Consider the following 13,894-nt stretch of genomic DNA (forward strand, 5'->3'; position numbering starts at 1 on the left):
CGCCTAGTCGCGCGTGACGCGCAGCACTTCCTCGGGCGTGGTGATGCCCTCGCGCACCAGACGCTCGCCGTCGTCGCGCATCAGGCGCATGCCCGCGGCCAGCGCGGTGTCGCGGATCTCGGCCTCGCTGGCCTGGCGGTGGATCTGCGCGCGGATGGTGTCGTCCACCACCAGCATCTCGAAGATGCCGGTGCGCCCCCGGTAGCCGCTGGGCTCGGTGGTGTCGATCTTGCGCACAAGGCGCTGTGCCAGCACGCCCAGCAGGGAGGACGACAGCAGGAAGGGTTCCACCCCCATGTCGATCAGGCGCGTGACGGCGCTGGAGGCATCGTTGGTGTGCAGCGTGGCCAGCACCAGGTGGCCGGTCAGCGAGGCCTGGATGGCGATCTGCGCGGTCTCGAAGTCGCGGATTTCGCCGATCATGATCACATCCGGGTCCTGGCGCAGGATGGCGCGCAGGGCCTTGGCGAAGGTCAGGTCGATCTTGGCGTTGACCTGGGTCTGCCCCACGCCGGCCAGCTCGTACTCGATGGGGTCCTCCACCGTCATGATGTTGCTGTGGCTGGCGTCCATGCGCGACAGTGCCGCATACAGCGTGGTGGTCTTGCCCGAGCCCGTGGGGCCGGTGACCAGCACGATGCCGTGCGGCTGGGCCGTCAGGTGGGTGAATCGCCTCAGCGTCTCGCCCTGCATGCCCACGGCCTCCAGGCTGAGCTTGCTCTCGCTCTTGTCCAGCAGGCGCAGCACGGCGCGCTCGCCGTGGGCGCTGGGCAGGGTGGAGACGCGCACGTCGATGGCGCGCGTGCCCAGGCGCAGGCTGATGCGGCCGTCCTGGGGCAGGCGCTTTTCGGCGATGTCCAGGTCGGCCATGATCTTCAGTCGCGAGATCAGCGCTGCATGCAGTGCGCGGTTGGGCTGCACGACTTCGCGCAGGTCGCCGTCCACGCGAAAGCGCACGCTGGAATGGCGCTCGTAGGGCTCGATGTGGATGTCGCTGGCGCCGTCGCGCGCGGCCTGCGTGAGCAGGGCGTTGAGCATGCGGATGATGGGCGCGTCGTCGGCCGTCTCCAGCAGGTCCTCGACCGCAGGCAGCTCCTGCATCATGCGCGAGAGGTCGGCGTCGGACTCGACCTCGCTGACCACCAGGGCCGCGCTGGACTCGCCCTGCGAGTAGGCGGCGCTGATGCGGTGGGCCAGCGTGCCCGCGTCCAGCATCTGCCAGCGCTGCACCGCATGCCTGCGCTGGACTTCGGACAGGGCCTGCCAGTCGGGCGAGGGGCCGTGCCAGAGCAGGGGCTCGTGGCCGTCGTCCTCGATCAGCAGCTGGCTGGTGCGCGCAAACGCATAGGGCAGGGGGTAGCGCATGGGGCCTTCCTGCCTCAGAGCGCGCCGGGAGCGGCCGGCACGGGGGCGGGCGCGGCGGGCTGCGGCTGGGTGAAGTCGATCAGCTCGGGCCTGGCGCCCGGCACGTTGACGATGGCGGCCGGGTTGGTGAACGAGCCGGGGTCCGGCTGCGGCGTCAGCGTGGGCAGCACGGGCGCGGCATTGACCGAGCGCAGCAGGGCGCTGGGCTCGGGCTGCAGGCTCTGTTGCTGCGCGCGGATGGCTTCGTAGCGCTCGGAAGAGACCTGGTTGGTCGCAGTCGCATCGCGCATCACCACGGGGCGCAGGAAGACCATCAGGTTGGTCTTGTTGCGCTTGCGGTTGGTGTTGCGGAACAGGTTGCCCACGACGGGAATGTCGCCCAGCAGAGGCACCCGGTCCTCGGCCTGGGAGTAGTTGTCGTCGATCAGGCCGCCGAGCACGACGATGTTGCCGTCCTCGACCAGCACGTTGGACTCGATGGAGCGCTTGTTGGTGGTCAGGCCGTTGGTGTCCTTGCGCGTGGACTCGTCCACCGAGGAGACTTCCTGGAACACGGCCAGCTTCACCGTGCCGTTCTCGTTGATCTGCGGGCGCACGCGCAGCATCAGGCCCACGTCCTTGCGCTCCACGGTGGTGAAGGGGTTGACCGTGCCGCCCGTGGAGTTGCTGGCGTACGAGCCCGTGACCATGGGCACGTTCTGGCCCACGATGATGCGCGCCTCCTCGTTGTCCAGCGTCATCAGGTTGGGCGTGGACAGGATGTTGGCGTCACCGCTGTTTTGCAGGAAGTTGGCCAGAAAGCCCAGCGTGTCCTTGCCGTTGACGCGCTGCGTGAAGCCGAGGTTGGTGCCTCTCAGGCTGGACAACGTGTCTCCCGTAATGGCGCTGCCGTCCAGGCCTCCATCCTTGACCAGGCCGAGCAGGTTCAGGATGTTGGCGCCCGCCACATTGGAGTTCGTGCCCAGTGTGCCGATCACGCGGCCGTTGTTGCTGAGCATGGCCTGCCACTGGATGCCGAACTGGGCCAGCCGGTTGTCCTTGATTTCGACGATCAGGCTTTCGATCAGCACCTGGGCGCGGCGGCCGTCGAGCTTGTCGATCACGGCGCGCAGTTGGCGGTAGACGGGCGGCGGTGCCGTGATGATCAGCGAGTTGGTCGAAGGATCGGCCTGGATCATGCCGCCCGTGGAGGGCTGCTGGGCCACGCCCAGCGCGCCACCCCCGCCGCCGCTGCCCAGGCCCGAGGACGAGCCCATGCCCATGGATGCCGTGCCGCTGGAGTCGCGCGAGACCACGGGCTGCGAGGTGGGGATGGAGGACATGCCGCCGCCCTGCGGCAGGGTGCCGCCCGCACCGGGCTGGCCGCTGGCCGTGCCGGCGGCCGTGGCCTGGGCGCCGATGGCGGCGCGCAAGGTGGCGGCCAGCGCCACGGCGTCGGCGTTCTTGAGATAGACCACGTGGATGTTGCCCTGGTCGCCGCCGCCGTTCATGGCGGGCTGGTCCAGCCGCGCGATCAGCGAGCGCACCTGGGCCAGGCGTGCCGGGTTGGCCGCGCGCAGCACGATGGAGTTGCTGCGCGGCTCGGCCATCAGCGAGGTCTTGAAGGCGTTGTCGCTCTGGCCCGGAATATTGGCGCCGCCTGCGGTCACCGTGAGGCCGCCGGGGCTGGCCGTGCCGCCTTCGATCAGGCGCGAGACCAGGGCCACCATGTCGGTGGCCACGGCATGGCGCAGCGGAATGATTTCGACATCGGTGGCGTTGGATACGTCCATAGTCGCCACGATGCGCGAGATGCGCTGCAGGTTGTCTGCGTAGTCGGTGATGACCAGCGAGTTGTTGCCCGGGTTGACGTTGATGGTGTTGTTGGGGCTGATCAGGGGGCGCAGCACGGGCACCAGGTTGGCCGCGTTCTCGTAGTTGAGCTTGAAGATCTGGGTGACGATCTGGCTGCCGGTGCTGCTGCGGCCCGCGCCCACGGCCACCTCGCTGGCCTGCAGCTTGGCGTCGGCTTCGGGGATGACCTTGTACAGGCCGGCCGATTCGACGATGGTGAAGCCCTGCAGGCGCAACGCGGCCAGGAACTGCTGGTAGGCGGTGGCGGGCGGCACGGGCCTGTCGGTCAGCAGCGTGATCTGGCCCTTGACGCGGGGGTCGACCACCACGTTGCGGTTGGTGATGGCGCCGATGGCACGCGAGACGGCCTCGATGTCGGCGCCCGAGAAATTCAGCGTCACAGGCTCGCCCGGACGCAGGCTGGGCGTGGCGCCGGCCGGTGCATTGGTCTGCTGGGCCTGGGCGGTGCCAGCGGTGCAGGCCAGCATGGCGCTGACGGCCAGCGTGTGCAGGGTGTTGCGCCAGAACGGGGTCGTGTGCTGCTGAGTCATGGATCAACCAAAGGAAATGATGGACCGGGGCCCCTGGCGCCGTCCCAGAATGTTGAGCAAGTTGGACAGCGCGGTTTCGCGCTCGGGGCTGGCCGAGGCCTCGCCCTGGAAGTGCAGCCGCTGGCCTACCCATTGGCCCTGGCCGCTCAGGCGCAGGTCGCCGGTCAGGGTGCTGAGCTGCAGCTGCGGACTGTCGCCCCCGAGGATGTCGAGCCGGTAGCTGCCCAGCGGGCGCAGAGGGGACAGCCGCGAGGATACGGCCAGCGCCTCCAGCCGCGTGCTGCCGTCGCTGCGCCAGCGCCCCGATTGCCACAGCAATTGCAGTTGCAGGGCCTGCGTGGCCAGCCGCAGCTGGCCTTGCAGGTCCACCGTGTTCCAGGGCGTGCCCAGGCCGGACAGCAGCGAGGCAGGCCAGCGCGTGTCGCTGTCGTGCACCACGGCGCTCAGACCCTGCCAGCGCGGCAGCAGGTCCAGCACCACGGGCGTGGGTGTGCAGCATTCGCTGCGCAGCTGAATGCGGGCGCCGTCCAGGCGCGGGCGCAGCGTCCATTCCAGCCGCGTGGGCAGGGCCGTGCGGTCGCGGCTGCCGGCGCCTCCGGTGAAGGCCAGGGAGGCCGAGCCGTTCCACAGCGTGCCGCGCGGTTGCAGCAGCAGTACCTGGCCCTGTGTGGCGGAATCCACGCCGCGTGCCAGCCAGGCGGCGGGTGCCCAGACGACGGTGGTGGCCACCAGGCCGCACAGGGCGCCTGCCAGCGCCCACCCGCGCGGTGAGCGCAGGACAGGCTGGGAGCGGGGCTGGCGGCGCATGCTCAAGGTGCCCGCGACGGATCGACAGGCAGGTCCAGCACCAGGCTGCCATCCCAGCGCACGGCATCGGCAGCGCCTGCGGCGCTTGCAGAAGCACTGCGGGCCAGCTTCATCTCGGCGGGAACGGCGTGCGTGTTGCTGCGGACCTGGGCCAGCCAGCGCGCCAGCGCGGCGGCGGGCGCGGCCTTGAGCGTGATCTGTGCGCGGTCGCCCATCCAGTTCAATTGGGCGGAGGCGCCCAGTTCGGCGGACAGCGAGCTTTGCAGCAGCGCCTTGGCATCGCCGACCACGGGGCGTGCGTTGCTGCGCAGCTGCTCGGCCTCGGCCTGCAGCAGCTGCATCTGGCGCAACTGGCGGTCTGCCTGGGCATGGCGTTCGGGCGCGGTGCGCAGGCTGTGCAGGGCGGGGGCCAGGGCCAGCCACCACAGCAGGGCCAGTGCCACCACGCCACCGGCCAGCAGCGTCATGTTCTGTTCACGCGGCGCCAGGGCATTCCAGCGCGCGCGCAGTGGGGCCAGGCTTTGGCGGGATGCGCGCATGTTCATGGCCGGGCCTCCTGGGCAAGCAGCAGGTCGGCGCCGTCGCGCTGCAGTCGCAGGCCGCTTGCGGCCAGATGTTGTTGTGCCTGCTCCAGTGCCTCGGCCTCCAGCGAGACGCCCTTGAGGCGCAGCTGACGGTCCTGGTAGTCCATGGCCTGCGGCAACTGGCCGGCAGGCAGGGCCCGGGATGCGGCGGCTAGCAGGGGTTCCAGGTCGCCCTGCGTCAGCGCGCCGGCGCTCTGGCGCAGCGTGGCGACTTCGCGCTGCATTTGAACGGGCGCATCGACGATGACTGGAACGCGCGGAAAGCTGGTGGCCAGCGTGGAGCGCACCTGGACCTGCTTGGCCGCGATGGCGCGGTTTTCGGTCCAGGCCCAGGCATTGAGGCCCACCACCTGGGCCAGCAGTGCGAGCGCGGCACCCCAGCGCGCGGCCTTCCATTGCGGCGCGCGCAGAAAGCTCTGCCAGCCGTCGAGCATGCGCCGGCGGGTGCGGCTGCCGCCGCCCAGGTCGAGGTCGAACTGCGCCAGGTCCCAGTTTTGTGCGCGGGCCGCCAGGCCGCGCTGGGCGTCCGTCAGCAGGCTGACGGGGCGCTGCAGGGCCTCGGCGGCGCGGGCCAGCGCCGGGTCCGCCTGGATCGGGGTGTCGGGGGGCAGGGCCTGCAGCAGGGCGGCCAGCATGGAGGGGTCGGCACTGTCGGTGCGCAACGGCAGGCAGGCCAGCGAGTCCATGCCTTGCGGGGCCGTGCTCAGGCCGGTGGCCAGCAGCCAGGCCGATTCAGGCGTGCCCACGGCCCACAGCTGGGGCGTGGACTGGGGCGGGCATTCGGGCACGATGCGGCCCACGGGCCGGCCTGCGGACTCCAGGGCCTGCAGATGGGCATGGAGCCAGGCCTTGTCGCAGGCGGCAACCCAGCAGGGCTCGCCCGCGCGTGCCTGAGGCTGCAGCGCCAGATGCAGTTGGGAGGGGTCATCGAGCAGGCGCTCTTCCAGCAGCCCGTCGAGCACGGCACGCAGGCGCACATGTCCACGCCGGCTCCCCGTAGGCACGCCATGGGGGAGGCTGACCAGATGCCAGGACAAGGCCTGGTGCGGCACCACGGCAACCGTCTGGCCGGTGCGGCCAGGATCGGGCAGCAGGCCTGCTGCGGCGTGGCCATGCCGGTCGGCGCGCAGGCCGTCGCTGCTGAGTGCGTAGGCGTATTCGCCAGCGGGGCCCGCAGGCAGATGAAGAATCAAGGTGCTCATGGACGGAAGCGGGCATTGTAGGGGCCGAGTGTGACAGGCATCTGTCACGGCGCGGGAGCTTCGGGCAATCCCCAGTCCCCCCTCTCGCGCCAGATGGTAGTGACTGTCATGTTGTTGCGCCGCAACATGGAGCGTTCGCTGGCCACGATCTCGCCCAGGCGCATGCGGCCACGCGCCTCGAAGAAGCTGGTGGCGACCGACAGGTTCTGTCCCTCGAATTTCTGCGGCAGGCCCAGCGCGTTGGAGGCATCGGCCAGGCTGCGCAGCGGGCGCGATGCGCGCAGCTGCACCAGCTGGCTGGCCTGGGACCAGGTCAGGTCCTCCACGCTGGCCCAGATGACTTCGGCGCTGGCGGTGTTGAGGTTGACGGGCGTGTTCTCGGGCAGCAGGGTGATGTAGGGCTCCAGGCGCGAGACGACCTCGGGCGGCAATCCCAGCCAGCCGAGCTGGCTCAGCGTGCGCGGCATCAGGAACTGCGCGCCCTCGCCGGCGGTGGCCGCTGCGCGCAGGGCCTGGACGATCTGGGCGGCATAGGCGGGCGGCAGGTTCAGGCGTTCCAGCAGGCGGGCCAGCGGGCGCAGGGTTTCGGGCTTGTCGGGCGCGCCCAGCAGGTTGCGCAGGTTCAGGCGCGACTGCAGGTCGATGATCTGGCCCGAGAGAAAGGCGTCCTGCATGTCGGCCATGCCGTCATCGACCTGGCTGACGTTGTTCTGCGCCGCCAGGAAGGTGGACAGGCGCGCCTCCTGCAGCGGCACGGCCCAGGGTTCGGCCAGGTGGTCCACCTGCAGGCTGGTGCGCGCATCCTCGGCCAGCACCACGCGCGACCAGTCCAGCGCACCCAGCAAAATCCAGGCGGCCTGCATGCGGTTGCGCTCGGCGGTCTCGACCTCCACGCTGCGCCACTGCTGCCACAGCGCGGTGGCAGCAAAGGTGGCGACCAGCGTGACCGTGAGCATGGCGGCCAGCAGGGCCACGCCGCGATGGCGGCGGCGGACGGGCAGGGTGCGGGGTGCGCGCATCATGATCGGCTGTTGGATCGCAGGGGGTTGACCCAGTCCATGGTGACGCGGCCGGGGACGGCGCTGTCGGGCGGCAGGGTCAGTTCGACGCGTATGCCGTCAGGAATCGTGGGCAGCTGTGCGCTGCTGTTGGTGCCGCCGGATGGTGGATTGGGCGTGCCCGTGCCGTTGTCCGAGCCGCTGGACTGCGGGTTGCTCCAGGCGTTGTCGCGGTAGTAGTACAGGCGCCACTGGTCCAGGGGCAGCAGCACGGTTTCGCGGCGGCGCTGGTCGTCCGAAGGATTGCGTCCCCATTGCGCCCCCTGGTTCCAGGCCTCGCGCCACTGGGCGCGCGTGCGCAGCGGTGGCGACTGCCAGCGCAGCCACTGGTCGCGTCCGGCTGTCTGGCGGCGGGCCCAGGCCACGACCACGGCGCCATCGTCCACGGCGGCACTGCTCTTGCGGGTCATGCGCAGCACCTGGCCATCCCAGTCGATGACCTGGGCGTGCTCCAGCGGCATCAGGGCTTCGAGGTCGGCATTCCACTGGGCGATCACGGTCTGCAGCACGATCTGCTGCTCGTTGCGCGCGCGAATGGTCTCCTGCGAGCGCACCATGCTGTCCAGTCCGCGCCAGCTCACCAGGGCCAGCAGGGCCATGACGGCGATGGCCACCATCAGCTCCACCAGGGTGAAGCCGTGCGCGCGGGAGAAAGGGCGCAAACGCATCTAGAAGCGGCCCACGATGGTCGATACCCGCAGCACCGGATGCTCGGCCGTGACGACCAGGGCATCCACGCGGCGGAAGCTGGGGTTGGGCGTGGGGCGCACGCTGAGCTGGACCTGCAGTTGCCGGCCGCCCTGCTCGCAGGTCAGGCTGTTGTCGCCCACGGGCGGCATCTGGCGCGACAGGCGCATGCGCACCAGCTCGTTTTGCGCGCACAGCTGGGCCAGCAGCACCTCGGACTGGCGCTCGGCATTGCGAGTCAGGGCCGATGTGGCCTGCAGGCCTGCCATCAGGGCAATGCCCACGATGCCCAGGGCCACCAGGACCTCGATCAGCGTGAAGCCGTGCGGCAGGCGCCTTGGCGCGCCGTGCCTGCGGCGTGGTCCGTGGATGCCTGTCATGGCAGGGATTGCACGGCAAAGGGCCGCAGTCCATCCGTGGCCACGCGCAGCGGCGGGCTGTTGGAGTCGCGCAGCGTCAGCGTGACGGACTGGGGAGGAATCAGTGGCTCGGGGCCGAGGATCAGCGGCGTCGCCGGCTGTGCCTGCACCCCGGGCTGCAGCCATTGCGAAGGCAATTGCGCGCTGGCCGGCAGGCCCTCGAAGCGAAAGCCCTGCGGCATGGGCCGCCAGCGCACGGGCACGCCGTTGGCTCGTGCCTGTGCGCGGGCCGATTCCAGCAGTGCGGCCAGGCGCTCGGCCTCGCGTTCCAGCTGGGCCTGCCCGCTGTCGCGCAGAGACAGGCTTGCGCCGGCAGCGGCAATCGCCATGATGCTGATGACCACCAGCAGTTCCAGCAGGGTGAAGCCGCGCGAAGGAGTGGTCAGGGTGGGCGCAACCGTCTGGCGGGGCATGAGAGCAGGCAGGCCCGCCGGGAGTGCGGGCCTGTGGTGCGGTGCAGCGCGGCGCTTGCGGGCCATCGCCCGGGCCATCGACTTACTGCCAGCTGCCGATGTCGGCATCCTTGCCCTCTCCGCCGGCCTGGCCGTCGGCACCGAAGGACATGATGTCGATGGGGCCCTTGATGCCCGGATTCAGGTACTGGTACGGGCGGCCCCAGGGATCGTTGGGCAGCTTTTCCAGATAGGGCTTCCAGTTGTTGGGCAGCGGTCCGCTCGTGGGACGGATGATCAGCGCCTGCAGGCCCTGCTCGGCCGTGGGATAGCGCTGGTTGTCGAGGCGGTAGAGCTTGAGCGCCTGGGAGATGTTGGTGATGTCGGTGCGTGCAGCCGTGACGCGGGCATCGTCGGCGCGGTCCAGCACGTTGGGCACGATCAGGGCCGCCAGCACGCCGATGATGACCAGGACCACCATCAGCTCGATCAGCGTGAAGCCGCGCTGGACGGCGGTGCGCAGGGCAGGCAGCGGACGGCGGGGAAGGCTGGTCATGGAACGGTGCAGCAAATTGGACATATCGCTCCATCATAATCGCGCGATGGTGACACTTTCATTGAACCGGGGCCAGGCCCGGACCTGGCACGTCAAGGCGGCCACATTCGTGCTCTGGCTGCTGGCGGCCGGCATCGTGGCTTTCTGGGCCATGCGCCTGGGCAATGGCGGCGCGGGGGCGCCCGTGCCACCGGCTCCCCCCGAGGCACTGCAGGTCGATGCGCCCGCGCTGGCGCAGGCCCTGGGGGGCGTGGCCGCTGCTCAGGGTGTTGCTGTGCCGGTCGCGGCGCCTGTGGTCTCGCGCTATGCGCTGGTGGGTGTGCTGGCCGGTCGCGACAGCGGCGGCGGCGCGGCGGTCATCGCCGTGGGCAACCAGCCGGCCAAGCCGTTTCGCGTGGGGCGTGCCGTGGAAGAGGGCGTGGTGCTGCAGTCGGTTTCGGGCCGCGAGGCGCGCCTGGGCCCCAGCGTCGATGGCCCCGCCTCCATCACGCTGCAGCTGTCCCTGCCCGACAAGCGCTGAGTCCGGTCAGTGCGGCGGCTGCAGTTCCAATACCAGCCAGCCGCCAAAGTCAGGAGCCGGCAGCGTCCACTGGGCCGCCTGAGGCAGGGCGTTCCCTTCACGCATCAGCCATTGCACGCAGCGCGCCACGCCGGCATGGGTGATCCAGACGATGTCGCGCCCGGCGCCGTCGTCCTTCGAGTACATCCTTGCCTGCTGCAAGGCCTCGTCCACCCTGCGCAGCATGGCGGCCAGGGACTCTCCCCGGCCCGGCGCGTGCCCGGCAAGGTCTGCCGCCCAGGCATCGATGGCGCTGCGGTCCAGCGCATCCCATGGCTGGCCTTCCCACTCGCCGAAGTCCATCTCCAGCAGGCGGCTGTCCGCCGCCGATGCCAGGCCGGGCCGCAGTGCCTGCAGGGCCTGTGCCAATTGATGGCATCGGCGCAGTGGCGAATGCGCCAGCAGACAATCCGCAGGCAGGGCGAGGTGCAGGGCCTGCGCTGCATCGGCCGTGGCCTGGGCGTCGGCCTCCATGTCGAGCCGGCCATAGCAGGTGCCGGGCTCCACCAGGGGGCGGGCATGGCGTACCAGCCAAAGGCGCGGCGTTGGGAGAGCGTTCATTGCATGCGCATCAGCACAGCGGCGGCGCCCAGCAGCATGGCCAGTTCACAGACCTGCTGGGCGGCGCCCAGGCAATCGCCCGTCATGCCGCCCAGGCGACGGCGCAGCCAGCGCACCATGGCGGCCGTGACCAGGGCGCCGGGCAGGACCAGGCCGATGACGAGCGGCAGGCCCGCCAGCCACGCCGGCAGCGCCAGGGCGGGCAGGCACCAGAGGATTGCCGCGACCAGGCCCCTGGCAGCCAATGGCCGACCCGCGGCGTACAAGGCCTTGGAGTGGGTGGCCTGGCCCACATAGGGAAGGCATTGCATGAGGGCCAGCGGCGCCATGCGCGACAGCACATGGATGCTGCACAGCAGCAAGGCCGCCCATTGCACGCGAATGTCGACCAGCAGCGCGACCAGGGAGACCCTGGCCAGCAGCGCCATCACCAGCGCCATGGCGCCGTAGGCTCCCAGGCGCGAATCCTTCATGATTTCCAGCGCGCGCTCGGGCGGGACAAAGCCGCCCAGGCCGTCGGCCACATCGGCCAATCCGTCTTCATGCAGTCCCCCGGTCAGCCACAGCGTGGCCACGGTGGAGAGAACGGCAGCCACCAGAGGCATCCAGGGGCTGGGTGCCAGCAGCCAGCCTGCGGCCAGCAGCCAAGCCGCGCCCCAGGCGCCGACCAGCCAGCCCACGCCCGGCAGATGGGCCACGCTGGCGTGCTGCATTGCCGGACTCCAGCCGGCCCAGGCCGCAAGCCGCCCGGTGACCGGAATGCGGCTGAAGAACTGCAGGGCCAGCAGGAAATGGCGTATGGGCTGCATGTCTGGACAGCCGAGGCGGGGCCTACTTCAGGAAGAGCTGGTAGGCAGGGTTGCCGGTTTCCTCGACCCAGGGGTAGCCCAGATTGCTCAGGAAGGCGTCGAATTTCTTGCCATCCTTGGCAGGCACCTGCATGCCGACCAGGATGCGGCCGTAGTCCGCACCCTGGTTGCGGTAATGGAACAGCGAGATGTTCCAGGTCGGCGCCATCAGGCTGAGGAACTTGAACAGTGCGCCGGGGCGCTCGGGGAAGACGAAGCGCAGCAGGCGCTCTTCCTGGGCCAGCGGCGAATGGCCGCCGACCATGTGGCGCAGATGCTCCTTGGCCATGTCGTCGAAGGTCAGGTCCAGCGCCTCGAAGCCCTGCTTCTCGAAGTTCCTGGCGATCTTCTCGGACTCGCCGCGCGCTGCCGTGGTCAGGCCCACGAAGACATGGGCCTTGTTCTCGTGGCTGATGCGGTAGTTGAACTCGGTCACGTTGCGCGGGCCGCCAGGCAGCTTGCCCACGACTTCGCAAAAGCGCTTGAAGCTGCCGCGTTCCTCGGGGATGGTCACGGCAAAAAGCGCCTCGCGCTCCTCGCCCACCTCGGCACGCTCGGCCACGAAGCGCAGCCGGTCAAAGTTCATGTTGGCGCCGCACAGGATGGCGGCATAGGTCTCGCCCCTGGTCTTGTTCTTCGCGACGTACTGCTTGATCGCCGCCACGGCCAGGGCGCCGGAGGGCTCGACGATGGAGCGCGTGTCCACGAAGATGTCCTTGATCGCGGCGCAGACGGCATCGGTATCGACCACCACGTAGTCGTCCACCAGGCCCTGGGCGATGCGGAAGGTCTCCTCGCCCACCAGCTTGACGGCCGTGCCGTCGGCGAACAGGCCCACATCGGCCAGCTCCACGCGGTGGCCGGCGCGCACGGACTGCAGCATGGCGTCCGAATCCTTGGTGTGCACGCCGATCACCTTCACGTCGGGGCGCACGGCCTTGATGTAGTTGGCCACGCCCGAGATCAGGCCGCCGCCGCCAATGGCGACAAATACGGCATCCAGGCGCGGGCTGCCCAGCTTTTGCAGCTGGCTCAGCATTTCCATGGCAATCGTGCCCTGGCCGGCGATCACATAGGGATCGTCGAAGGGGTGCACAAAGGTCAGGCCCTTTTCCTTTTGCAGCCTGACGGCGTGCTTGTAGGCGTCGGAATAGCTTTCCCCGGCCAGTTCCACCTCGCCGCCCAGCGCCTGTACCGCATCGATCTTGACCTGCGGCGTGGTGGTGGGCATCACGATCACGGCGCGGCAACCGAGCTTGCGTGCGCCCAGCGCCACGCCTTGCGCATGGTTGCCGGCCGAGGCGCAGATCACGCCCTTTTCCAGCTGCTCGGCGGACAGGTGTGCCATCTTGTTGTAGGCGCCTCGCAGCTTGAAACTGAACACCGGCTGCTGGTCCTCGCGCTTGAGCAGCACCTTGTTGTGCAGGCGGCGGCTCAGCGCCTTGGCGGGCTCCAGGTCCGACTCCACGGCCACGTCGTACACGCGCGCGGTAAGGATCTTGGTCAGGTAGTCGGCAGGGGTCAGGGGGTGGTTCATCGTCGGCGAAAGGCTGGAGAGCAGCAGGCCGGGAGGCGGCCCGTCGGTGTCAGGCGGCCATCATAGGCGCTTGTGACTCATGCTGCAGTGCAGCGTCCAGGCTGGGCCGGGGACGACAAAGGCAAAAAAAAGCCCCAGGCTGTAAAGCCGGGGGCTGAATCCACCAATAGAGGAGGTGGAGGAGACAACTGGTGCGATGCAGAGTGAAGTTGGTTCACAATCTGCAGTCCATCTGGAGGGTTGTCCGGGTTAACCCTTCAGATAACGCTTGGGTGCATTGTATGCACGGCAGGTGCTGCGTTGCAACAAAATCAGGGTTTTTGTGTAGTTGATGCAAAATAGCAACAGTTTTTTGAGGACGCAACAATGGAATGCACAGTGAGTTGGACAGGCGGCACGACCGGCATGCGCTCGGGCATGGGCTTCGTGGCGGAAACGGGCAGCGGCCATGTGGTCAATATGGACGGGGCGCCGGATGCGGCCAATCCTGCCAATGGAGGCCAGAACCAGGCACCCCGCCCCATGGAAATGCTGCTGGCAGGCGCAGGCGGCTGCACGGCCTACGACGTGGTGCTGATCCTCAAGCGCGGCAGGCACGCGGTCAAAGGCTGCAGCGTCAAGCTCACTTCGGAGCGCGCGGACACCGACCCCAAGGTGTTCACCAAGATCCACATGCAGTTCACCGTCAGCGGCACCGGCCTGCCAGCGGGCGCGGTGGAGCGGGCCATTGCCATGAGCCACGACAAATACTGCTCGGCCACCATCATGCTGGGCAAGACGGCCGAGATCACCACGGGGTTCGACATCGTCGAGGCCTGAGGTATCTGGTGCTTGGTTCCGTGCCTCGACAGGGACTCGGCAAGAATGAAGAAAGCGGGCCGGGCCCGCTTCTTTTTTGGCTGGATGCAGCTCCCGTCGTTTCAGAAGCTTCGGAT

15 protein-coding genes are annotated in these 13,894 nt (G+C 69.1%); 2 read left to right on the forward strand and 13 right to left on the reverse strand.

The features are described from left to right. Positions 1–3: 3 nt before the first annotated feature. The 10 genes from G4D77_RS21280 to gspG all read right to left on the reverse strand — a co-directional run bounded on the left by G4D77_RS21280 (position 4) and on the right by gspG (position 9,478). Positions 4–1,365, reverse strand: coding sequence for a GspE/PulE family protein (locus G4D77_RS21280; protein WP_016448738.1), 1,362 nt, complete (start codon positions 1,363–1,365; stop codon positions 4–6). Positions 1,366–1,379: 14 nt separating this feature from the next. Further along, positions 1,380–3,749, reverse strand: a complete 2,370-nt coding sequence (gene gspD / locus G4D77_RS21285; protein WP_016450867.1) for a type II secretion system secretin GspD — start codon at positions 3,747–3,749, stop codon at positions 1,380–1,382. Between the two features lie 3 nt (positions 3,750–3,752). Then, the gene (gspN, locus tag G4D77_RS21290; RefSeq protein WP_016450868.1) at positions 3,753–4,556 is read right to left on the reverse strand and encodes a type II secretion system protein N; all 804 of its coding nucleotides are present in this window, start codon (positions 4,554–4,556) and stop codon (positions 3,753–3,755) included. A gap of 2 nt (positions 4,557–4,558) precedes the next feature. Further along, a complete protein-coding gene (locus G4D77_RS21295; RefSeq protein ID WP_016448735.1) occupies positions 4,559–5,101 on the reverse strand; it encodes a type II secretion system protein M in 543 nt (180 codons plus the stop codon). Continuing rightward, complete coding sequence (gspL, locus tag G4D77_RS21300; RefSeq protein ID WP_154833535.1) at positions 5,098–6,342, reverse strand: type II secretion system protein GspL; 1,245 nt, start codon at positions 6,340–6,342, stop codon at positions 5,098–5,100. Before gspL ends, G4D77_RS21295 begins: the two co-directional genes overlap by 4 nt. A 44-nt stretch (positions 6,343–6,386) precedes the next feature. Beyond that, positions 6,387–7,364, reverse strand: a complete 978-nt coding sequence (gene gspK / locus G4D77_RS21305) for a type II secretion system minor pseudopilin GspK (RefSeq protein ID WP_016448733.1) — start codon at positions 7,362–7,364, stop codon at positions 6,387–6,389. After that, positions 7,361–8,068, reverse strand: a complete 708-nt coding sequence (locus G4D77_RS21310) for a prepilin-type N-terminal cleavage/methylation domain-containing protein (RefSeq protein ID WP_154833536.1) — start codon at positions 8,066–8,068, stop codon at positions 7,361–7,363. Before G4D77_RS21310 ends, gspK begins: the two co-directional genes overlap by 4 nt. Next, positions 8,069–8,467: a type II secretion system minor pseudopilin GspI gene (gene gspI, locus G4D77_RS21315; RefSeq protein WP_154833537.1), complete on the reverse strand. Its 399-nt coding sequence runs from the start codon at positions 8,465–8,467 to the stop codon at positions 8,069–8,071. It lies immediately after the preceding gene. Beyond that, on the reverse strand, positions 8,464–8,919 hold the full coding sequence (locus tag G4D77_RS21320) for a GspH/FimT family pseudopilin (protein WP_154833538.1): 456 nt from the start codon (positions 8,917–8,919) through the stop codon (positions 8,464–8,466). Before G4D77_RS21320 ends, gspI begins: the two co-directional genes overlap by 4 nt. Positions 8,920–9,001: 82 nt before the next feature. Continuing rightward, on the reverse strand, positions 9,002–9,478 hold the full coding sequence (gspG, locus tag G4D77_RS21325; RefSeq protein ID WP_016448729.1) for a type II secretion system major pseudopilin GspG: 477 nt from the start codon (positions 9,476–9,478) through the stop codon (positions 9,002–9,004). A gap of 22 nt (positions 9,479–9,500) precedes the next feature. Between gspG and G4D77_RS21330 the strand changes: the two genes are divergently transcribed. Beyond that, positions 9,501–9,974, forward strand: a complete 474-nt coding sequence (locus G4D77_RS21330; RefSeq protein ID WP_016448728.1) for a type II secretion system protein N — start codon at positions 9,501–9,503, stop codon at positions 9,972–9,974. Between the two features lie 6 nt (positions 9,975–9,980). Here the strand turns inward: G4D77_RS21330 and G4D77_RS21335 are convergent, their stop codons facing one another. From G4D77_RS21335 to ilvA, 3 genes are read right to left on the reverse strand one after another with little or no spacing between them, the layout of a single operon-like run. Further along, on the reverse strand, positions 9,981–10,574 hold the full coding sequence (locus G4D77_RS21335; protein ID WP_026062177.1) for a histidine phosphatase family protein: 594 nt from the start codon (positions 10,572–10,574) through the stop codon (positions 9,981–9,983). Then, on the reverse strand, positions 10,571–11,383 hold the full coding sequence (locus tag G4D77_RS21340) for an adenosylcobinamide-GDP ribazoletransferase (protein WP_154833539.1): 813 nt from the start codon (positions 11,381–11,383) through the stop codon (positions 10,571–10,573). The genes G4D77_RS21335 and G4D77_RS21340 overlap by 4 nt, the downstream gene beginning before the upstream one ends. A gap of 22 nt (positions 11,384–11,405) precedes the next feature. Next, positions 11,406–12,959 carry a threonine ammonia-lyase, biosynthetic gene (gene ilvA / locus G4D77_RS21345; RefSeq protein ID WP_017404585.1) on the reverse strand — a complete coding sequence of 518 codons (1,554 nt, stop codon included), beginning with the start codon at positions 12,957–12,959 and terminating at the stop codon, positions 11,406–11,408. A gap of 366 nt (positions 12,960–13,325) precedes the next feature. Between ilvA and G4D77_RS21350 the strand changes: the two genes are divergently transcribed. Further along, positions 13,326–13,778 carry an OsmC family protein gene (locus G4D77_RS21350; RefSeq protein ID WP_016448724.1) on the forward strand — a complete coding sequence of 151 codons (453 nt, stop codon included), beginning with the start codon at positions 13,326–13,328 and terminating at the stop codon, positions 13,776–13,778. Positions 13,779–13,894 lie beyond the last annotated feature (116 nt).

It is taken from the genome of Delftia sp. WY8, from assembly GCF_018437695.1.
Lineage (GTDB): Bacteria > Pseudomonadota > Gammaproteobacteria > Burkholderiales > Burkholderiaceae_C > Comamonas > Comamonas tsuruhatensis.